This window comes from Roseibium salinum (assembly GCF_026240905.1).
Taxonomy (GTDB): domain Bacteria; phylum Pseudomonadota; class Alphaproteobacteria; order Rhizobiales; family Stappiaceae; genus Roseibium; species Roseibium salinum.
In genome coordinates this window covers 1,760,832-1,780,205 of record NZ_JAPEVI010000003.1, presented here as the reverse complement: position 1 = coordinate 1,780,205, position 19,374 = coordinate 1,760,832, and the positions used below count along the sequence as shown (strand labels likewise).

Annotated in this window: 14 protein-coding genes, 1 tRNA gene and 1 pseudogene; 9 read left to right on the top strand and 7 right to left on the bottom strand. The window is 61.2% G+C overall.

The genetic code is table 11. The annotated features are described in order from the left end of the window. The first annotated feature begins 474 nt into the window (after positions 1-474). On the top strand, positions 475-807 hold the full coding sequence (locus ON753_RS12765; protein WP_265963010.1) for a GYD domain-containing protein: 333 nt from the start codon (positions 475-477) through the stop codon (positions 805-807). 242 nt (positions 808-1,049) lie between these two features. Here the strand turns inward: ON753_RS12765 and ON753_RS12760 are convergent. Continuing rightward, a tRNA-Val gene (locus ON753_RS12760) sits at positions 1,050-1,124 on the bottom strand. 151 nt (positions 1,125-1,275) lie between these two features. Here ON753_RS12760 and ON753_RS12755 point away from each other — a divergent pair. After that, positions 1,276-3,240: a DUF4139 domain-containing protein gene (locus ON753_RS12755; RefSeq protein WP_265963009.1), complete on the top strand. Its 1,965-nt coding sequence runs from the start codon at positions 1,276-1,278 to the stop codon at positions 3,238-3,240. A gap of 118 nt (positions 3,241-3,358) precedes the next feature. Here the strand turns inward: ON753_RS12755 and gph are convergent, their stop codons facing one another. Continuing rightward, positions 3,359-4,042, bottom strand: a complete 684-nt coding sequence (gene gph, locus ON753_RS12750; RefSeq protein ID WP_265963008.1) for a phosphoglycolate phosphatase — start codon at positions 4,040-4,042, stop codon at positions 3,359-3,361. A 98-nt stretch (positions 4,043-4,140) separates the two neighbouring features. After that, complete coding sequence (locus ON753_RS12745) at positions 4,141-5,811, bottom strand: methyl-accepting chemotaxis protein (RefSeq protein ID WP_265963007.1); 1,671 nt, start codon at positions 5,809-5,811, stop codon at positions 4,141-4,143. A 379-nt stretch (positions 5,812-6,190) separates the two neighbouring features. On the opposite strand from ON753_RS12745, the pseudogene rpiA reads away from it, so the two are divergent. The 3 genes and pseudogenes from rpiA (at position 6,191) to gor (ending at position 9,154) form a co-directional block, all read left to right on the top strand. Beyond that, positions 6,191-6,882 (top strand): annotated as a pseudogene (gene rpiA, locus ON753_RS12740) (ribose-5-phosphate isomerase RpiA). A 54-nt stretch (positions 6,883-6,936) separates the two neighbouring features. Then, entirely contained in the window at positions 6,937-7,449 is a 513-nt protein-coding gene (locus tag ON753_RS12735; protein ID WP_265963006.1) for a DUF2059 domain-containing protein, read from the top strand. Between the two features lie 328 nt (positions 7,450-7,777). Then, positions 7,778-9,154: a glutathione-disulfide reductase gene (gene gor, locus ON753_RS12730; protein WP_265963005.1), complete on the top strand. Its 1,377-nt coding sequence runs from the start codon at positions 7,778-7,780 to the stop codon at positions 9,152-9,154. Positions 9,155-9,241: 87 nt separating this feature from the next. Here the strand turns inward: gor and ON753_RS12725 are convergent, their stop codons facing one another. The 3 genes from ON753_RS12725 to ON753_RS12715 all read right to left on the bottom strand — a co-directional run bounded on the left by ON753_RS12725 (position 9,242) and on the right by ON753_RS12715 (position 13,780). Then, the gene (locus tag ON753_RS12725; RefSeq protein ID WP_265963004.1) at positions 9,242-10,780 is read right to left on the bottom strand and encodes a sensor domain-containing diguanylate cyclase; all 1,539 of its coding nucleotides are present in this window, start codon (positions 10,778-10,780) and stop codon (positions 9,242-9,244) included. 155 nt (positions 10,781-10,935) lie between these two features. Next, the gene (locus ON753_RS12720) at positions 10,936-12,498 is read right to left on the bottom strand and encodes a diguanylate cyclase domain-containing protein (protein WP_265963003.1); all 1,563 of its coding nucleotides are present in this window, start codon (positions 12,496-12,498) and stop codon (positions 10,936-10,938) included. Between the two features lie 88 nt (positions 12,499-12,586). Continuing rightward, positions 12,587-13,780, bottom strand: a complete 1,194-nt coding sequence (locus tag ON753_RS12715; protein ID WP_265963002.1) for an aminotransferase class V-fold PLP-dependent enzyme — start codon at positions 13,778-13,780, stop codon at positions 12,587-12,589. A 62-nt stretch (positions 13,781-13,842) separates the two neighbouring features. On the opposite strand from ON753_RS12715, the gene ON753_RS12710 reads away from it, so the two are divergent. Beyond that, positions 13,843-14,448 carry a gamma-glutamylcyclotransferase family protein gene (locus ON753_RS12710; protein WP_265963001.1) on the top strand — a complete coding sequence of 202 codons (606 nt, stop codon included), beginning with the start codon at positions 13,843-13,845 and terminating at the stop codon, positions 14,446-14,448. On the opposite strand, the gene ON753_RS12705 is transcribed toward ON753_RS12710, so the two are convergent. Next, positions 14,437-15,222: a VIT1/CCC1 transporter family protein gene (locus tag ON753_RS12705; protein WP_265963000.1), complete on the bottom strand. Its 786-nt coding sequence runs from the start codon at positions 15,220-15,222 to the stop codon at positions 14,437-14,439. The two genes, ON753_RS12710 and ON753_RS12705, sit on opposite strands and share 12 nt — an antisense overlap. Before the next feature lie 224 nt (positions 15,223-15,446). Between ON753_RS12705 and ON753_RS12700 the strand changes: the two genes are divergently transcribed. The 3 genes from ON753_RS12700 (at position 15,447) to ON753_RS12690 (ending at position 19,374) form a co-directional block, all read left to right on the top strand. Continuing rightward, positions 15,447-16,829, top strand: a complete 1,383-nt coding sequence (locus tag ON753_RS12700; RefSeq protein ID WP_265962999.1) for a class II 3-deoxy-7-phosphoheptulonate synthase — start codon at positions 15,447-15,449, stop codon at positions 16,827-16,829. 238 nt (positions 16,830-17,067) lie between these two features. Continuing rightward, positions 17,068-17,601 carry a response regulator gene (locus ON753_RS12695; protein WP_265962998.1) on the top strand — a complete coding sequence of 178 codons (534 nt, stop codon included), beginning with the start codon at positions 17,068-17,070 and terminating at the stop codon, positions 17,599-17,601. 105 nt (positions 17,602-17,706) lie between these two features. Continuing rightward, positions 17,707-19,374: an NAD+ synthase gene (locus tag ON753_RS12690; protein ID WP_265962997.1), complete on the top strand. Its 1,668-nt coding sequence runs from the start codon at positions 17,707-17,709 to the stop codon at positions 19,372-19,374.

Here is a 19,374-nt window from a genome sequence, read left to right as displayed (position 1 = left end):
ACGCGACGGCCGCAACGCCCCCGAATCTTCTGGCGCCCTGAAGTCTCGCCCGCGGCCGCGTGCGTCGCGCCAGGGTGTCGTGCCTGCGTATCCCATCGGCAGCAAACCTTCGCTCGTCTGGGCGGTTCGGTTTGCGGGACCTCGTTGTGTGGCCTGAGGGAGGACTGATAGCGACTGCGTAAGCGCGCTTTTCGCCACTTCAGAGAGGCTCAGGAGGCGATTTTAGCTTTTCGAACTGACGTTGAATGTTTCTCTGCTTGCGGGCGGCTAATCCACTCCTCACAGGTACTCCTGGCGCCAGGAGGTGGATAATAGAACAGGGCCGCGAGCAGTGGACTTGGGCGCACCGGTCGATGAAAGTAGTGTTGTTGCTGAATTGAGCATACAATTCTTGCGAGGGACTTGCGGGACGCACGGTCAGGCGAGATGTCGTCTGAGGCCGTTCACGCATCGCCACCCTCAGGGAGGTTTTGCATGCCAAGATTTATCGTTACCGGGAACTATACCGCCTCGGCCATGAAAGCGATGCTTGCGAGCCCAACTGACCGCGAAGCTGCTGCCCGCGCCATTGTGGAAGCAGCAGGCGGCACACTGGAGAGCTTTTACCTGACAACAGGCGACAGCGATTTCGCGATCAAGGTTACCATCGACGACGTTACGAACCTCATCGCAGGTTTGATGGTCACCGGGGCCAGCGGTGCGGTCAGCCACCTCAAGACAGTGCGGGCATTCACTTCTGACGAATTCACCGCAATACAAAAGAAGGCTGGCGAACTCGCCATTGCCTACAAGGCACCGGGCAACTGAGCCTCCACTGACGCGATCATAGAGCTTGACGCGGTTTCACCGGTCTGCGGCCAAGATCAGGAGGGCCGAAAAGGAGCGCAGACCGAAGACTTTTGTCGCGGTGATGCGGGTGCTGAGCAATTTCGACTGCCTCCGAATGGGATGCACGGAACAACACACGCCCCGCTTGCCTGCGCCTTGCGCGTCGGCGCATGAATTGAAGCTCCGACTTTACAAAAGCCACACAAAGATCATCAGGAAAATGGTGGGCGATACTGGGATTGAACCAGTGACCCCTCCCGTGTGAAGGGAGTGCTCTCCCGCTGAGCTAATCGCCCGAAAATCGATCTGGTTGGGCGGGTGTCTAAGGGATTGGGCGGACGTTGGCAAGAGCTTTTCGTCCGGCTGGTCGCCGCCCGTCTGGCCGTTCCCCACAATAGCCGTTATTTTTGCCTATGAGGGCACATCCTGTTTCCTGGGAGTTGTTTCATGTTTTTCCGTTTTTCTTCCGCCGCGATTGTTTGTCTGACGCTGCCCGCCGCCGCCTGGGGGGCTGACAACGGGCCGATTACCAGCATCACCCTTTCGTCCGGCGGGCTCGCCGAGGTGGTCCGCAAGGCCGATATCGACAGTTCGGGCCTCATCCGTATGACCGTGCCGCTGGACCAGGTGAACGATGTTCTGAAGAGCATCGTGGTCTATGACGACAAGGGCGTTGTGGAGGGGATCACGCTGCCGGGGCCTAATCCGCTTGCGGAAACCTTCAAGAACCTGCCGTTCTCGGAAGCCGACCTCCAGTCGCCGGCGCTGCTCCTGTCGAAACTGCAGGGCACGCGCGTGCGGCTGGAAAAGGCGGGGACAACGGTTGAAGGCCTCGTTCTGGGCGTGTCGCAGAAGAACCGCGGCGACGAGGGCCTCTCCGACATGGTCTCGGTGCTGAGCGAGGGCCGCATCGTCGGGGTGGAGCTGGGCCTCGATACGGAAATCACGTTCCTGGACGAGGATATCCAGGAAAAGGTCGCCAGGGCGCTATCCGTCGTCGGCAACGGCATTTCCGATGGCGCCAGAACCGTTTCGCTGAAAGTGGCGGGCGAGGGGGCCCGGGAAGTTGCGGTCGCCTATGTGGTGCCGGCCCCCATCTGGAAGACCGCCTACCGGGTCGTGATGCTGCCGCAGGACAAGGCCCGGCTGCAGGCCTGGGCGGTTCTGGAAAACGCCAGCGGCGAGGACTGGGACAATGTCGCCATCACCCTGTCTTCCGGCGCGCCGGTCACGCTGAAACAGCGGCTGCATGATCTTTACTGGAAACAGCGTCCGGAAGTCCCGGTCGATGTTTCCGCCGGATATGTTCCCAGAACCGACACCGGCGCGGAGCCACGGTTCGAAATGGCCGAGAGCAAGGCCTCGGCGCCTCAGGGCGGCGCTCTCGGACGTCTTCTTTCTCCCGCTCCCTCCGCGGACGCAGCGATGGCCTACGAAGTTGCCTCCGCGAATGTCGGCGATGCTTCGGAAGGCGCCGTCACCGCGTCGTTCGCCCTGCCGCAGCGGGTCAGCCTGGCAAGCGGCGAGACCCTGTCCGCCCCGATCGTCGACAAGGTGGTGCCGGGCGAGAGCGTGTCCGTCTTCCAGCCGGAAAGCGGACTGCCGCATCCGATCGCGGCGATCCTGATTACCAACGAGACGCAAACCAGCCTGCCCAAGGGTATTCTCACCGTCTATGATCAGCAGGAAGGCTATGTGGGCGACGCGCAGATCAACGGCATGCCCTCCGGCGAGAGCCGCATGGCAAGCTTTGCGACGGACAAGAAGGTCCGGATCGCGCGGGAATCGACACCGGACGATCAGATCACCTCCATCAAGGTGACAGATGGCGTCCTGACCGCCTCCGTCCGTCAGCGGGCCGAAACGGCCTATGCCATAAAGGGCGCTCCGGACGGCGAGCGCACGATCGTCATTGAGCATCCCAAGCGGCAGGGCTGGAAATTCTCCTCACCCCAGAAGATGGACACGACCGCGACCCATCACCGGCTGAAGGTCGAGGTAGCGCAAGGCGAAACAGTGACTGCGACCGCGCTGGAGGAACGCACGCTCTCCGAAACCTATGCGCTGATCTCGACGGACGAGCAGGGACTGCTGAACCTCGCGTCCCGCTCGCCGGATGCGGAGACGGCGGGCAAGCTTCGCGAACTCGCGCAACTGCAATCGGAAATCACCGGCATCGAGCGGCAGATCCGCGAACAGCGCTTCCGCAAGGAAGAGGAAAGTGCCGATCAGCAACGCCACCGCGCCAATCTTTCCGCCGTCGAGCCGGGCGCGGATCTTTACAAGCGCGCGGCCCGCAAACTGGCCGAATCGGAAACCCGCATAGAAGCCATCGACAAGCAGATAGCGGTGCTGGAAGACCGCCGCGAAGAGATCCGGGCAACGCTCGGCGAGGCGATCAGCACATTCTGACGCATGCGGCTTGAAAAACCTGTCGCGCGTCTCCCTTCTCCCCGCAAAGGGGGAGAAGAAGTGCTGTGCGACCGGTTGGCGGCGAACGTTTCCCTCAACCCGGAAAGCGTCCGGTGCCTCATGCCATGGCGGACCGTTGTGCCTTGGCCAGGCCGGCGACGGCCGCCGGCAGTTCGTCGAAATGCGAGATCACCACGTCCGGGTCAAGTTCGTGAACGGGAACGGGCGTATAGCCGAAGTCGACCGCGATCACCGGGATGCCGGCATTGCGCGCAGCCTTGATGTCCGTTTCGCTGTCGCCGACCATGATGGATCCTTCAACCTCGCCGCCGGCGCGCCGGATGGCGCCGAGGAGCGGTTCCGCCTGGGGCTTGGAGGAGGGAAAGGTATCGCCGCCGACGACGGCATCGAAATGCCGGGCGAGATCCAGTGCGTCAAGCAGGGTCAGGGTCAGCTTTTCGGCCTTGTTGGTGCAGACAGCCAGTTTCCAGCCGTCGTTGCGGAAGGCTTCCAGTGCCGCGACGACGCCCTCGAAGGGACGCGTATGTACGGCGATGTTGGCGGAATAGTGCTCCAGGAAATCCCGGTAGAGCGGCTCGATGTCATGTTCCGTCCAACTGACCTTGTTGAAGTCGAGCCCGCGCTGAAGGAGCACCCTGGCCCCCATGCCGACCATGTTCGCCACGTCTTCCTTCGGGATTTCCGCATGTCCGGCCGCCGTCATCACCGCGTTAAGCGTGGCAACCAGATCTTCCATGGACGACACCAGCGTGCCGTCCAGATCGAAAACCAGTACAGACATGAACCCCCCCGGCAAAGATGTACGAATGACGTTCCGTACCGGCTTGCTATCCCGACAGGGCGCATACCGCAAGGCGTTTTGCCGGTTTGGAAACGCCGTTACAGCTTGTAGGCGGTTCTGAAGCCGCCCCAGTGGCGGCCATGAACGATGATCGGCGCATCGATTTCCTTCATCCAGATGATGTTACGGCCTCCCATGTCGCGGGCATAGGACTGGATCAGGAACGGACGCGTGTTTCTTCCCGCACTCAGGCCGGCCCTGTCGTCGAAGATCCTCTTGTTCCGGCAATTGGCGGTGTTCCAGGCCGGATCGTCGGGCTTCTGCGGTTTAGAATAGATCATGTTGTGGACGGGCAGATAGCCGTTCCGGTCCACGGCGACGCAGAACACCATGCCCTCGCCGTTGCCCAGAAGCTCTTCCTGAATCTCGGGCAACACCTTTTCCAGGTGGGAGAGGGCGCGGGTGGCGACCTGCTGCGGATTGGTTCCCGCAATCGGCGTATAGTTGGTGTCGAACAGATCGTCCGGGGTCAGTTGGCGGGTTTCAAGCAGCTTTTCCATGGTCGCGGCGACGCGGGCGGCTGCCGCCTGGGCCAGTTCAACTTCGCGCGCGTGGATCGCATGAATGGCCGCGATCTTGCTGTCAAGGGCTTCCCGGAAGCGCTCGTCCGGATCGGCGAAACAGCAGTGATAACCGTTATCGGAGACGGCGAGGATCCTGACGTCGGTCCGGCCGATGCCGCTGATGTCGAGACCCGCCTTGTCTCCGGGGCGCAGGATGCCGTCACCGTCCATCTTGAACAGGACGCCGCCTTCGGAAATGTCGAGCGTTTCGATCTTCGACACCCTGGACCCGCTGGTGAGGGTGCCGCCCAGCTTGACGGGCAGGCGGTCGTGCTGCCGTCTATCGCCGATTTCCGTCTGGCGGATCATCATCGTGAACCGCGCCCGCAACGACTGCGCGTTCTTGCTCATCTCCGTGCCCATCTCCCGGGCCCGTGTCCCGCCGTCTTCCGCCTCGGCGGCCGACTGGGTGATCGTATTGGCCCGTCGGACCACTTCCTGTACGAAGGTGGCCGTCTGGAGGGCCTGTTCGCCGATGAGGTTGGTGGTCTCGACCTGGGTCTGCACGGCGTCTTCCACGGCGGCAAAGCTTGGCCGGATCCGTCCGATGACGTCGATGATCTGGTTGACCGAGCCAAGGCTGTGTTCGGCCGACTGGTGGAGGCGTTCGATGTTCTCGACGATCTTTTCCGTTGCAGACTGGGTCTCCACGGACAGCGCCTTCACTTCGCTGGCGACAACGGAAAAGCCCCTGCCGGCTTCCCCGGCCCGGGCTGCCTCGATGGTCGCATTGAGCGCCAGAAGGTTGGTTTGCTTAGCGATGTCCGAAATCATGCTGACCACATTGGCGATGTCGTCAATGGCGGTCTTGAGATCCATCACGCCCTGGTTGACCCGATCGGCGACGTCGCGGGCTTCATTGGCCAGCTGATTGGACACCCCGACCTGCGAGCCGATTTCGCGGCTGGAGGAGGAGAGCTCCTCGATGGAGGCGGCGAGCCCGGAGGCGTTTTCCTCCGCAATAGAGGACTGGTCCGCGAGGGACTGGCTGTCGTTGCGGATGGTCTGAAGCTTGTCCATCTGGCTGTCGAGCTGGTCCTGAACCTTCTCCGCCGCGGCATTGATGGCCTTTGCCGCAACCTGCAGATCGTCCTCCAGGCTGTCGAGGACAAAGCTCATGCGGTCCGACGAAACGTCGTCCTGCACAACGCCAGGCTCCGCCGCGGCAGCTTCCTCTGCGGCAGACAGGGCGACGTGCGAGAGGTCGTCTTGGACTTTCCGCCGCGACTTAAATCGAAGAATGTTCATCGGATTTTGTGCTTTCCAGGCCCTAGACTATTTCAAGCACTATCTGAGGTTTGTCTAAAATGATGGTTAATATTGGTTGGAAGACCGGGAGCCGCCGGTTTTCCCCGCCAAATAGGGAATGTCACTGGACCGGCGGACGCACACCGTGTTAAGCACCCGGCGGCTCAGAACGAGAGGACCAGCCATGGTTCGGGCGGACCGGCTTCCGGTCGCGTCCTGGAGCATGGGAGCGGTGCCGCAAGCCGGCGCTGAGGGAAGGTTGCCAAGGAAAGTTTGAATGAGCGACCAGTTTAAGAAACAAGCCGCTGAACGCGCCGTGGAGGATGTCTCTTCCGGAATGCGGCTTGGCATCGGAACCGGGTCGACGGCCGAGCTGTTTGTTCATGCCCTTGCCCGGCGGGTCGCGGACGGTCTGGACGTGATCGGCGTGCCAACCTCGGAGCGGACCGCGAAGCTGGCCTCCAGCCTCGGCATCCGCCTGACAAGCCTGGACGAAATGCCGCAGCTGGATCTGACGGTGGATGGAGCGGATGAACTGGACCCGAATCTGGCCCTGATCAAGGGCGGTGGCGGGGCCCTGCTGAGGGAAAAATCGTTGCTGCCGCTTCCACGCAGATGATAGTCATTGCCGACAGCAGCAAGGCGGTCGAGACGCTCGGGCGTTTTCCGCTGCCGATCGAAGTTGTTCCCTTCGGCCTGGAGGCAACCAGGCATGCGATCTTGAAGGTGCTGGCTGATTTGAACCTGCCTGAGGAACTGGAATTGCGGGGCGGGAAGACCGATCCCTACGAGACAGACGGCGGGCACTACATTTTCGATGCACACCTTCAGCAGATCAAAGACGTGAAGACGCTGGCTGATCGCCTGGCCGCAATTCCGGGCGTTGTCGAGCACGGCCTTTTCATTAACCTTGCAACAAAAGCTTACGTGGCTGGCGCAGATGGGGTAAAGACCCTGTGGCCCGTTTAACAGTTTGGAACTGGCTTTCCAGGCTATGGATGAATGCCGCCTAGGAGTAGAAAAATGAAGCTTATCAAAACATTCCCGCGGGCAGCTGTATTGGGCGCAGCGATGGTGCTCGCCGGTTTCATTTCGAGCAATGCAACGGCTCAGGAAATCTCGGAGAGCCACCTGGCCGCCGCCAAGAAAGTTGCCTCAGCCACGAAGATTCTGGAGCCGTTCGACGACATTCTGCCGGTGCTTGCGGAGCAGACCCGCACGGCGTTTGTCCAGTCGGACCCGACCCGCGCCGAAGAAATCATTGAAGTCACGCAGAAGGTTGCCCTGGAACTGGCTCCCAAGCGGGCGGAACTGAACGAGCGCGTCTACCGGGTCTGGGCCGAACACTTTACGGAAGCCGAACTCAACGAACTGGCTGCATTCTATAGCACCGAGCTCGGCCAGAAGCTGACCCAGACCATCCCGGTCGTCACCCAGTTTTCCGTTGGCGCCGCCCGTGAGTGGCAGGACAAGATCTCAACGGAAATGGTGACCATGGTTCAGGAAGAGCTTAAGAAGCAGAACGAAGCCCAGTGATGCAACGGCTTCCCGGATGCGGATCTGCGCTTGCGGGACCACATCGACTGCACGGAAAATTGAAGCGGGCCGCGAAAGCGGCCCAATTCGTTTGCGGGGCCGGCGGAAGCGGAGACTTGCTGCCAGGCACGCCTCCCGTCCGGTCTTGCATCGCGCCTGCAACTGCCTACTTGGGAGCAGGCCCGGCATCCTGCCCGCCGGTCGGCTTCTCCGCCTTCATGCAATTGCGTGAAGGCGGAAAAGTTGATTGTTCTGGGAATAATACGGCGTCCCGTTAAGGTTATTTGTGAGCCGGGATGCATTGCGGACGACATATCATGAGGCGTAGATGACCGACTACGATTACGATCTTTTTGTTATTGGCGGTGGCTCGGGCGGTGTCCGCGCCGCAAGGATTGCCGCAACGCATGGCGCCCGGGTCGGGATCGCCGAGGAATACCGCTATGGTGGCACCTGTGTCATCCGCGGCTGCGTTCCCAAAAAGCTCTTCGTTTATGCGTCCAAGTTTTCCGAGGAATTTGAAGATGCCGAGGGCTTCGGCTGGACCGTGGGCGAACGCACTTTCTCCTGGGAAAAGCTTGTTGCCGCGAAGGACCAGGAAATCACCCGGCTGGAAGGCCTTTACCGGCGCAATCTGGAACGCTCGAATGTCGAACTGCACGACAGCCGTGCCGTCCTTGAGGACGCCCACACCGTCCGCTTGCTCTCGACCGGTCAGTCCTTCACCGCGAAATATATCCTGATCGCGGTCGGAGCATCACCCAACGTGGACAGAGACCTGCCGGGCAACGAGCATGTCATCACGTCCAACGAAGCGTTTCACCTCGATCATCTTCCCGAGAAGATCGTCGTCGCCGGCGGTGGTTACATTGCGGTCGAATTCGCCGGCATCTTCAATGGCCTCGGCGTCGACACGACACTGATTTACCGCGGCGGGGAGATCCTGCGCGGCTTCGACACGGACTTGAGGACCACGGTCCGCGAGGAGATGGAGAAGAAGGGCATCCGGGTCGTTCTGAACGACGCTTTCGAGAAGATCGAAAAGCAGGAGGACGGTTCCCTGGTGGGCCGCACCAAAGGCGGCGAGACGCTTGCGGCCGGCCAGATCATGTTTGCGATCGGCCGCAATCCACACTCCAACGATCTCGGGCTTGAAAAGGCCGGGGTCGAAACCGACGGCATCGGGGCGATCAAGGTCGGCCCGGATCTGCGCACCAATGTCGAGTCCATCTACGCTGTCGGTGATGTCACCAACCGGGCCAACCTGACGCCCGTGGCGATCCGCGAAGGCCATGCATTCGCCGATACCGTCTTCGGCGACAAGCCCTGGCAGGTGGATCACAGCCTGATTGCGACCGCGGTTTTCTCGCAGCCGGAAATGGGAACCGTCGGCCTGACACAGGAGGAGGCGCTGGAGCGCACGTCGAACCTCGACATCTACAAGGCGAGTTTCCGGCCCATGAAGCACACCTTGTCCGGCCGGGACGAAAAGATGCTCATGAAGATGATCGTGGACGCGGACACCGACAAGGTGCTTGGTGTTCACGTCGTCGGTCCGGATGCGGGCGAACTGGCGCAGATCCTGGGTGTGACCCTGCAGATGGGCGCGACCAAGGCGGATTTCGACCGCACCATCGCCGTGCATCCGACTGCTGCCGAAGAACTGGTGACCATGCGCGAACCGACCGAGCGTCTGCGCGGCTAATCACTGTTGTTGCCTTGCTTCGCCGGACTGCGTCCGGCGAAGCGCACGCTTGCAGGGGTGTCGCAAAAGCTCCGCAAGATCTCGAAATCAGGCGTCCGAACGCGCCGGGAGCTGTTCCGGCGGGTCTTGCAGGGAATAGGGCGACTGCCCGGGATCCGTGTCGGGATCAAAGAAATCCGAAAAAAACGAACACCGGTCGCGGCCCTGGTTTTTGGATTGATATAGCGCCGCATCTGACCGGGCCACCAGGACATCGGCTGTCGTGCCGTCATCAGGCGCGATGCAGATCCCGACACTGAGCCCCACGTGGGCCGTGCCCTCGTCTTCGATCTCGATGGGAATCCTGCCGTTTTCCACCAGCGCCTTGCTGAGATCGCGCAAACCGGACCGGGGGCCGTAATAGATGGCCATGAATTCGTCGCCGCCGACGCGGCAGACAAGCCCGTGATCGCCGATGATTTTCGTAAGGCGTGCGCCCATGGTCCTGATGACAAGATCGCCGGCCGCATGTCCAAACGTGTCGTTCACGGCCTTGAACTGGTCGAGATCGCAGTGAAGGACGGCGAACGGCTTCTCCGGCAGTGCCTTCACCGACTTTTCCAGTACCTGATTGAACTGCAGCCGGTTTGCCAGGCCCGTCAGGGTGTCATGGAGCGCAAGATAACGGTTTTGCTGTTCGCTTGCCTGCAGCGACGAGGTCAGCTGTCCGATGCGCCAGGCGATGCCGATGGCAAGCAGTGCCAGTGCGATGCTCAGGACGACGATCACCGGGATGATCGTCGGCCAGATGGATCTCTCGACGGACCGGCTGTCCCACTTGAAGGCGCCCAAAGGCTCGCCATTCTGGTTGGTGACGGGGTGCAAGGAACCGGTTTCCGCCGGAACATCATCTGGAACGAAGGTGAAGGATGCGAATTTCAACTGAGCGTTCAGCTGGTTCAGGAGAGGCCCGTCGATATACTGAGCCGTCAGCAGGACTGTGGGCGGTCCGTCCGGGAGCGTTGTCTGGTATTCGTCGGGAATGACCGGCATTGCGCCGAACAACGCGGGCCTGCCGTCTATCCGGACGAAACCCATGGAGGCATATTCGCCGGGATCGAGACCCCGCAGTGACCGGTGGCCGAAGCCTCCCGGCACGCGGACCCGGTTCTTCTCGTATGTCTTCTTGAGGTCCTGGAACACCGCTTCCAGCCCGGGCGTCTCACTGATCGGGCGCTTGACGATATGCGTGTAATTTTCGAAGGATTCCGCCAGAATATTGCCGCTGCCGGAGATCAGCATGACCTTGCTGTACCGGTAGTTGGTCCAGAGCGTGTCGAAAGTCTTGCGGGCGTAATCCGCGTCGAAGTCGCGAACCAGGTTTTTCACAGACTCGTCTGAATACGTGACGATGAGCTGCTCGCGCACCAGCGCGCGCACGCGATCGGTGAGCGTATTGCTGAACAGCCGCTGCTCGTTGGCAATCGCCTGTTCCGTTGAGGCCCGGGACGCTACAAAGCCGACGAATGTCAGCGATGCCGCCGTGAGCGCAATGAGCATGCCTGCAAGAAGGAAGGCGAGCCGCGAGATGTGCTGCCGGGGGCGCTTCTCGGATTGATCGAGGTATCGTCGCGTGAATTCGGTCAAGATGCGATCCCGCACAGATGCTGCAACGAAGAAATCCGGCGCTGATGGAGGTTCGGGCGAATGTTGATATTAGGGATAAGAACAGGCATTTGTCTAAGTGATTGAAACATATTGTTCTAATGTTTTGTGAATAAGATACTTCCCCGTGCGAATAGTTACAGGGTCGATTCAAGCCGGGGTTGTTCCGGTTCGCTCTCATGCAGCTTGTGTTCTCTGTTCGGTGTTGCCGCCTGCAGCAACTGGGGGCCGGCAAATTCGAATCCGTTGCGGCCATTGTCCTTGGCCTTGTAGAGGGCGAGGTCGGCCATTCGGATCAGTTCCTTTTCCGTTGAGCCGCAGTCGGGCGCGATGGCGATGCCGATGCTGACGCCGATTTCGACAACCTGGCCGCTGCCGATCTCGATCGGGCCGGCAACGGTTTCGCCGATCTGCTCCGCAAGCGATGCCAGATGGTCCCTGCCGGTTTGTCCGGTGAGGAGAATGATGAACTCGTCGCCGCCGATCCTGCTGACGATGCCGTGTTTGCCGACGAGCAGCCGCAACCTTTGCGCCACGCTGCAAATCACCGTGTCGCCGGCTTCATGGCCATGGGTGTCATTCACCGGTTTGAACCGGTCCAGGTCACAGGCGAGAATCGCAAATTCCTGTTCCGGAAGGCAGTCCAGGGAATAGGCAAGGCAATCGGAAAAGTGGTGGCGGTTGGGCAGGCCCGTCAGCGCATCGTGGCGCGCAAAATGGTGGTTCTTGCGCTCGCTTTCTTCAAGCGAAGCGGACAGGCGGCTGATCTTGCTGGCAAGCGCGAAGGCGACGACGGCAATGAGGGATACCAGCAGTATGATCAGGGGCAGGGCGGTTACCCAGATCTCCCGTCCCGGTTTCGCATGGTCCCAGCGCAAGTAGCCGAATATCTTTCCGTCGTCTGCGCGGATGAGGTAGTTCGTGGGATGCCTCCGCTCGGGCGGCCCTGGATAGAATCCGAGCTCGCGGAACGAAAGCTGCTCGTTCAGTTCTGCGATCCAGTCCTCGTCCAGGTAGACGGCATTCACCAGGATCGCCGGATAGTCCGCGTGCAGCTCGACGGTCCCCTCGTCGGGCAACACGGGCATGGCGCTCAAGAGGGCCGGCGTACCGTCGACGACGGCAAAGGCGGAGGCGCCGATATCCAGAAGGGCGGACTGCGGCATATGCCATTCGGAGAAAACCGAGCTGGAGCGCGTCTGCCGCCTTTTGAATGCGGCCAGCGTCTCTTCCGCAAGCCTGCGGATCTCGTTGCCGGGCGCGAGTTGCTGGGCGTCGAAGCGGATCTCGTCTTCAAAGGCCTGAGCGATGAGGGAGCCGTTCCCGTCGACGATGAACGTCCGGGCGAGGTCGAAATCTTCCCAAAGGTCCCTTGCGAGTTCGAACTCCACGAAATGCCGATCGATTGGCGGTTGGAGGGCCTTGAAGGTCTCGTCCCACTGCGCCAGCGCAATCTGGTCGCGCGCGATTTGCCGGTGATAGTCGTGCAGGGCGTTGCTCATGCGCAGCTGTTCGCTTTCAAGCGCCCTCCGGTCGGCTTCACGCCAGGCATAATGGGCGATGAAGGCAAGGGATGCGGTCGAAAGGACAATCAGAAGGGCGGCAAAGCCGTAAATCCAGACCTTGATGCTGCGTCCGCCCGACGGCTGGAACAGGTCCGGACCTTGCACCCCTTGCTTATCGACTTTCTTCCTGATCAAGCAGATCCGCCTTTCCCGCAAAGATGGGCGGTCTATAGCCGATGAGGTTTAACACCAGGTGCTCAACCGGTATCGCGCGCGGGTCGGGCTAGCGAAAACTACCGATAGCCTTAACGAACTCTTCTATTTCGGCCTCGGTATTGAAGGCATGGAGCGAAGCGCGGACCACGGCATCAAGTCCGCGGTGGGGGAGGTCGATCCTGGCTGAGCCGGCGCCGCTGACCGAGACGTTGATGCCCGAGGCGGACAGGCGTGCCTTTGTCTTTTCCGGCGTCTCGCCGTCAAGCGTGAAGGTTACGATACCGCCCTTGCGCTTGCCCTTGTCGTGCAGGGAAATCCCGGCAAGCCCGGAGAGCTCCGATCGCAGGTGCGCACCGAGGGAGCAGATCCTGTCGCCGATCCGCTCCATGCCGAAGCCGATCGCGTAGCCGACCGCAACTCCGAGGCCGATCTGACCCGCGACATAGCGTTCCCAGGTCTCGAAGCGCCGGGCATGGGGAACGAGTTCGTAGGAGGTCTCGTCGATCCAGTTCGCGGCCTGCAGGTCGACGAAGGGTGGATCGAGCTGATCCAGCACGTCGTCGCTGACATAGAGGAAACCGGTTCCGCGCGGCCCGCGCAGATACTTGCGGCCCGTTCCCGACAGCATGTGGCAGCCGATGTCGCCGATATTGAGCGGAATTTGTCCGGCCGACTGGCAGGCGTCCAGCAGGTAGAGAAGCTTGGCCGAGCGTGCGATTTCGCCCACTTCTTCAGCCGGATTGATCAGGCCAGAGAAGGTCGGGACATGCGTCAGCGCAATCAGCCGGGTTTTCGCGGTGATCGCCGCTTTCACGCCCTTCAGGTCGATCTGCCCGCTTTCATCGTCCTCGACGATGTCGATCTCGATGCCCTTGCGGCGCTTCATCTGCAGAAAGGCGACATAATTGGAGACATACTCCGCCCGGCCGGTGACGATCCGGTCGCCTTCCTTGAAGTCGATGCCGTAAAAGGCCATGTCCCAGGCGCGGGTCGCGTTCTCGACATAAGCTATTTCGTGGGGCTTGCTGCCGATCAGCGCGGCAAGGCCGGTATAAAAGGCATCGAGTTCCGCGCCGGCGGCATCAGCGGCCTCATAGCCTCCAATGCGGGCTTCCAGGTCCAGATGCCGCTTGACTGCGTCGAGGACCGGGGACGGGGCGAGGCCCGTGCCGGCATTGTTAAAATGGATCACCTGTCCTACACCGGGAGTCTCCTCCCTTAAATGCTCGACGTCCTGTTGGGAGAGGGAGGAAACGATCATGGCAACCCCTGAACTGATATCTGGTGTTGGATCCGACTTTGCGGAATCAGGATAAGCGGCACATGACGATCACATATTTTGGCTACGGTTCCCTCGTCAATAGTGACACGATCCCCGCCGCCATGGAAGTCACGCCCGGGAGGCTGCGCGGCTGGGTACGCGAATGGCGGGTCTGCGGGGAAGGGGAGGACGGCCAGGGCCGCTGCGCGCTCACCGTCCGGGAAGATGCGGAAACCGAAATCCTGGGTGTGATGGCGCGTGAGCCGCGCGCCGGGCTGAAGGCCCTGGAGCTGCGGGAGCAGCGCTATCACAGGGTGGAGGCAATCGGCTCCTGCTTTCGATGCGACGCCCGCAAGTCGCCCGGACCGGAGGACATGTTTCTGTTCAGGGCCGCTCCGGAACATCAGCGCTGGGGAACCGATGCATATCCGATCTTGCAGAGTTACCTGGATTGCGTGCTTGCAGGGTTTTTCCGCTTCTGGGGCGAGGAAGGTATCGACCATTTCATCGCGACCACCGACGGCTGGCACGTGCCGATCCTCAACGACCGCGCCAATCCGCATTACCCGAGAAAGATCATCCTCGACCCGCCGCTGCAGGACCTGATCGACCGGAAACTGAAGACGCTTGGCGTCAGTTATCTGGAAACGCGCGAGCTAACCCAGTAGCGACTGCAGTCCGTGTCCGGCCAGATAGGCGATGCCGGCCGCCAGCATGCCGATGGCGGTCGTCTCGATGCCGCAAGACAGCCAGTGTCTTTGAGACCAGCGCGAGCGGAATGAACCGATCGCGAAAAAGGCGACGGCAGTGAGTGCACTCGCCGTGGTCGCGCTTGCCTGGAAGGCCAGGACGAAGGGCAGCAGCGGGACCGAGCCGCATGCGACGAATGCCGCGAACGTGTGGAGGGCTGCTTTCAGTGGCTTTCGGCCGCCGTCGGACATGCCGTATTCTGCCTGCATCATTGTCTCGATCCACGTCTCCTTTTTGGAGGTGAGCAACTGAACCACGGTCTCCAGGTCTTCGCCCCGAAAGCCCTTGTTCCTGAATATCTGCCGGACCTCTTCCCGCTCGCCTTCCGGGGCAAGGGCGATGTGATTTTCCTCGATCGCCCTGAGACGGGCATAGGCTTCGTTTTCCGATTTCGAGCCGCTGTAGTTGGCCGCCGCCATGGAGAAGCCGTCGGCAAGCAGATTGGCGATCCCGAGGATCAGGATCACCTTGGCGGACAGATCGGCGCCGGTCGAGCCGGCAACGATGGCAAAGGTGGTAACGGCCCCGTCGATGCCGCCATAGATCCAGTCCTTCAGGTAGCTGGCACCTGGCGGGGTGGCCAGCCGTGAGGCGATATCGTCGGGGTTATGACTGTGTTCCAGTCTCGGCACCGGTTTGGGTATCCTGTTGCATTGATGGACAAGATCGCCTGCCAGAACAGCACGCGCCATGATCAGGCTCAAGCCGGGGTTTTGTCGCCTGGCAAGACACAGGTAAATCCAATCCGGAATCGGGTGTATATTTGGCATATTGTCCTGTGGCTTTGGCGGCGCTTGGGGTGTATAAGGCCGCACGTTTGCTCTGTTTGAGCATGGCGAAACGAACGAAAAGGTCGCGGACGGGGGCAGCAGGCGTAATGAAATTTACCTGCGGAGCCCAGTGAGGAGTAGGAAGCATGGCGGACAAGTGGAGCCCGGACAGCTGGAGATCGAAGCCGATCTCGCAGGTGCCGGAATACCCGGATGAACAGGCAGTGGCGGATGTTGAACAGCGCCTGTCGACCTATCCGCCGCTGGTTTTTGCAGGTGAAGCACGCAAGCTGAAAGCGCAGCTGGCCGATGTCGCCAGCGGAAACGGTTTTCTGCTCCAGGGCGGTGACTGCGCCGAGAGCTTCGCCGAACACCAGGCCGATCATATCCGCGATTTCTTCCGCGTCTTCCTGCAGATGGCGGTCGTGCTTACCTATGCCGCCAGCCAACCTGTCGTCAAAGTCGGCCGGATTGCCGGACAGTTTGCCAAGCCGCGCTCGTCCAATATCGAGAAAAAGGGTGATGTCGAGCTGCCGAGCTACCGCGGCGACATCATCAACGACATCAATTTCACGCCCGAGGGCCGCATTCCGGACCCCTCGCGGATGGCCATGGCCTATCGCCAGTCCGCCGCGACCCTGAACCTGCTGCGCGCCTTCGCCCAGGGTGGGTTCGCCAACCTGGACCAGGTGCACCGCTGGATGCTCGGCTTCATCAGCGACAGCCCGCAAGGCCACCGTTACAAGGAACTGGCGGACCGCATCTCGGAGTCGCTGAACTTCATGAGAGCCTGCGGCATCAACGCCGACAGCGTGCCGCAACTGCGCTCGACCGATTTCTTCACCAGCCACGAGGCGTTGCTTCTGGGTTATGAGGAGGCGATGACCCGCGTCGATTCCACTTCCGGAGACTGGTACGCAACCTCCGGCCACATGCTGTGGATCGGCGACCGCACCCGTCAGCCGGACCATGCCCATGTGGAATTCTTCCGCGGCATCAAGAACCCGATCGGCCTGAAATGCGGTCCCTCGCTGACGCCGGACGGTCTGCTGGAACTGATCGACGCGCTGAACCCGGACAACGAGCCCGGGCGCCTGACCCTGATCGCGCGCTTCGGCGCGGACAAGGTCTTCGACCACCTGCCGCAACTGATCCGCGCCGTCGAGCGCGAAGGAAAGACCGTCGTCTGGTCCTGCGACCCGATGCATGGCAACACGATTACGGCAGGCGGGTACAAGACCCGCCCGTTCGACCGCATTCTCAAGGAAGTGGAAAACTTCTTTGCCGTCCACCGGGCTGAAGGCACCCATGCGGGCGGCATCCACGTGGAGATGACCGGCCGGAACGTCACCGAGTGCACAGGCGGTGCACGCGCCTTGACGGCCGAACAGCTCGGCGACCGCTATCACACCCATTGCGATCCGCGTCTCAATGCGGACCAGGCTCTGGAGCTTGCGTTCCTCATCGCCGAAAACCTCAAGAAAGAGCGCGACGGACGCGGCGCGGAACCGATCGCGGCAAGCGCATAAGACCGTTGCGCAACAACGGATCAAGGGGCGGCCGCGGTCGCCCCTTTTTTGCTTTAAGAACACTTCCCCCATCGTCATTCCGGACGAAGCCACGCGGAGATTCCACGGTCGGCCGTTGAGTTCGCTCGGTGCTCGTCTTTGAGAAAATTTGCGAAATCGGCCCGCCCGGTAAGGCTCGTTTAACGCTCGAGGCGCATATCTGCCGTAACGGCGGACTATGCGGTAAAGGGGCGAGGGCTTGCGCGAGACGTGGGATCTTTCGAAGGTTTCCTGCCTTGTTGCGGAAGACAACCTGCATATGCGCGCAATCCTGCGCTCGGTGCTTTCCGGCTTTGGCATCCGCACGGTTCTCGAGGCCAGCGACGGCGCGGATGCCCTTGAACTTGTCGTCGATCGAAAACCCGACATCGTTCTGTGCGACTGGGCCATGACCCCTTTTGGCGGCAGTGAGTTCCTGCGGATCCTGCGCAGCGATCACGATTCTGTGGTCAGCACGACGCCGGTGCTCATCGTCACGGCGCATGCCAGGCGCGCGACGATCCTGGAGGCCATTGGCATCGGCGTTCACGGCTTTGTCGCCAAGCCGATTTCTCCGGCAATCCTTTACAGCCACATTGGGGATATTCTGGAACGGCAGAAATTGTTCGGCCGCTCAAAGGGAATGCTCGGTCCGGGCTGGTCGAAACCCGGCGGTGGGCTTCGCGGCGCCAACGTGTCCGTTACGGCGCCTTTGCATCCGGCTGCCGAGAAAAGCGGCCAGGCGCTGCTTTAGACGCCATGGCGGCGGTAAAGCGGCAGCTTTCGCCTTTTCCGCGATTGCAACCTTTTGGCCATGCGGCTACACCAAGGGAAATGACACTTCCTGGCTATCGTTTCCATGACCTCTGATCGATTTAGACTGGCTGTCGCGCAGCTGAACCCAACCGTTGGCGATGTGACCGGCAATGCGGATCTCGTCCGCAAGGCGCGTGTCGAAGCGGCTGAAAAAGGCGCCGATCTCGTCCTGACCTCAGAGCTCATTCTGGCCGGCTATGTGCCGGAAGACCTTGTGCTGAAGCGGGCCTTCGTTCGGCGCTGCATGGAGGTTGCCGAAACGCTGGCGAAGGAGACGGCCGATGGCGGCCCGGGACTGGTGCTCGGCACGCCCTGGAGGGGCGATGACGGCAAGGTCTATAACGCGGTGCTTCTGATCGATCAGGGCGAGATCAAGGCCGTCCGTTACAAATACGATCTGCCGAATTACAGCGTGTTCGACGAAAAACGTGTTTTTGCGACAGGTCCCCTGCCGGGGCCGGTGGACTTCCGCGGCGTGCGCATCGGCCTGCCGATTTGCGAAGACATCTGGGACGACGAGGTCTGCGAGTGCCTGGAGGAAACCGGCGCCGAACTTCTGCTGGTTCCAAACGGCTCTCCCTACTGGCAGAACCGGGCGGAGGAACGCTTGCAGGTCGTCGTCTCCCGCGTGGTCGAGACCGGACTGCCGCTGATTTACTGCAACCAGTTGGGCGGCCAGGATGAGCTCGTCTTCGACGGCGGCTCCTTTGCCCTTCATGCCGACCGTTCGCTGGCATTCCAGATGCCGCAATTTGAAGCGGCGCTCGGCATTAGCGACTGGAAGCGCGAGGGGGACACCTGGATCTGCGAGAAGGGGGAGTTCGCAACACTGCCGGACCTCGACGAGGCCAACTGGAAGGCCTGTGTCCTGGGGCTTCGCGACTATGTCGAAAAGAACGGGTTCCCCGGTGTCGTTCTGGGGCTGTCCGGGGGCATCGATTCCGCGATCTGCGCCGCAATGGCGGTGGACGCCCTGGGCGCCGACAAGGTTCACGCGATCATGCTGCCCTATCGCTATACCTCCGAAGAGAGCATCAAGGATGCCGCGGCCTGCGCATCTCGCCTGGGCATCCGCTACGACACTATTCCGATCTCGGAACCGGTCGAGGGCTTCATGTCCGCGCTTCGCGGAATTTTCAAAGGCACGAAAGAGGACACGACCGAGGAGAACCTGCAGTCCCGTTCGCGCGGCGTCATCCTCATGGCCGTCTCCAACAAGTTCGGCAGGATGGTTCTCACTACCGGCAACAAGTCCGAGATGTCCGTCGGCTACGCGACGCTTTATGGCGACATGAATGGCGGTTTCAACCCGGTCAAGGACCTTTACAAGACCCAGGTCTATCACCTGTCCGCCTGGCGCAACGCCAACAGGCCGGACGGCCTGCTGGGGCCGGCAGGCGAGGTGATCCCTTCGAACATCATCATCAAGGTGCCGACGGCGGAACTGAGGGAAAACCAGACCGATCAGGATTCCCTCCCGCCTTACGATGTCCTTGACGACATACTGACATGCCTGGTGGAACATGAAATGTCTGTCAGCGAAATCGAGGAGCGCGGCCACAGCCGGGACCTGATCCACCGGGTTGAACATTTGCTCTACGTCGCCGAGTATAAGCGCCGGCAAGCGCCTCCGGGTGTGAAAATCACCGCAAGAAATTTCGGCAAAGACCGCCGGTATCCCATCACCAACCGCTTCCGGGACCGCTCCTGA

Coding starts and splice junctions, on each gene's coding strand:
- ON753_RS12765 (WP_265963010.1), top strand. CDS start 475: ATGCCAAGATTTATCGTTACCGGGAACTATACCGCCTCGGCCATGAAA.
- ON753_RS12755 (WP_265963009.1), top strand. CDS start 1,276: ATGTTTTTCCGTTTTTCTTCCGCCGCGATTGTTTGTCTGACGCTGCCC.
- gph (WP_265963008.1), bottom strand. CDS start 4,042: ATGTCTGTACTGGTTTTCGATCTGGACGGCACGCTGGTGTCGTCCATG.
- ON753_RS12735 (WP_265963006.1), top strand. CDS start 6,937: ATGAAGCTTATCAAAACATTCCCGCGGGCAGCTGTATTGGGCGCAGCG.
- gor (WP_265963005.1), top strand. CDS start 7,778: ATGACCGACTACGATTACGATCTTTTTGTTATTGGCGGTGGCTCGGGC.
- ON753_RS12715 (WP_265963002.1), bottom strand. CDS start 13,780: ATGATCGTTTCCTCCCTCTCCCAACAGGACGTCGAGCATTTAAGGGAG.
- ON753_RS12710 (WP_265963001.1), top strand. CDS start 13,843: ATGACGATCACATATTTTGGCTACGGTTCCCTCGTCAATAGTGACACG.
- ON753_RS12705 (WP_265963000.1), bottom strand. CDS start 15,222: ATGGCGCGTGCTGTTCTGGCAGGCGATCTTGTCCATCAATGCAACAGG.
- ON753_RS12700 (WP_265962999.1), top strand. CDS start 15,447: ATGGCGGACAAGTGGAGCCCGGACAGCTGGAGATCGAAGCCGATCTCG.
- ON753_RS12690 (WP_265962997.1), top strand. CDS start 17,707: ATGACCTCTGATCGATTTAGACTGGCTGTCGCGCAGCTGAACCCAACC.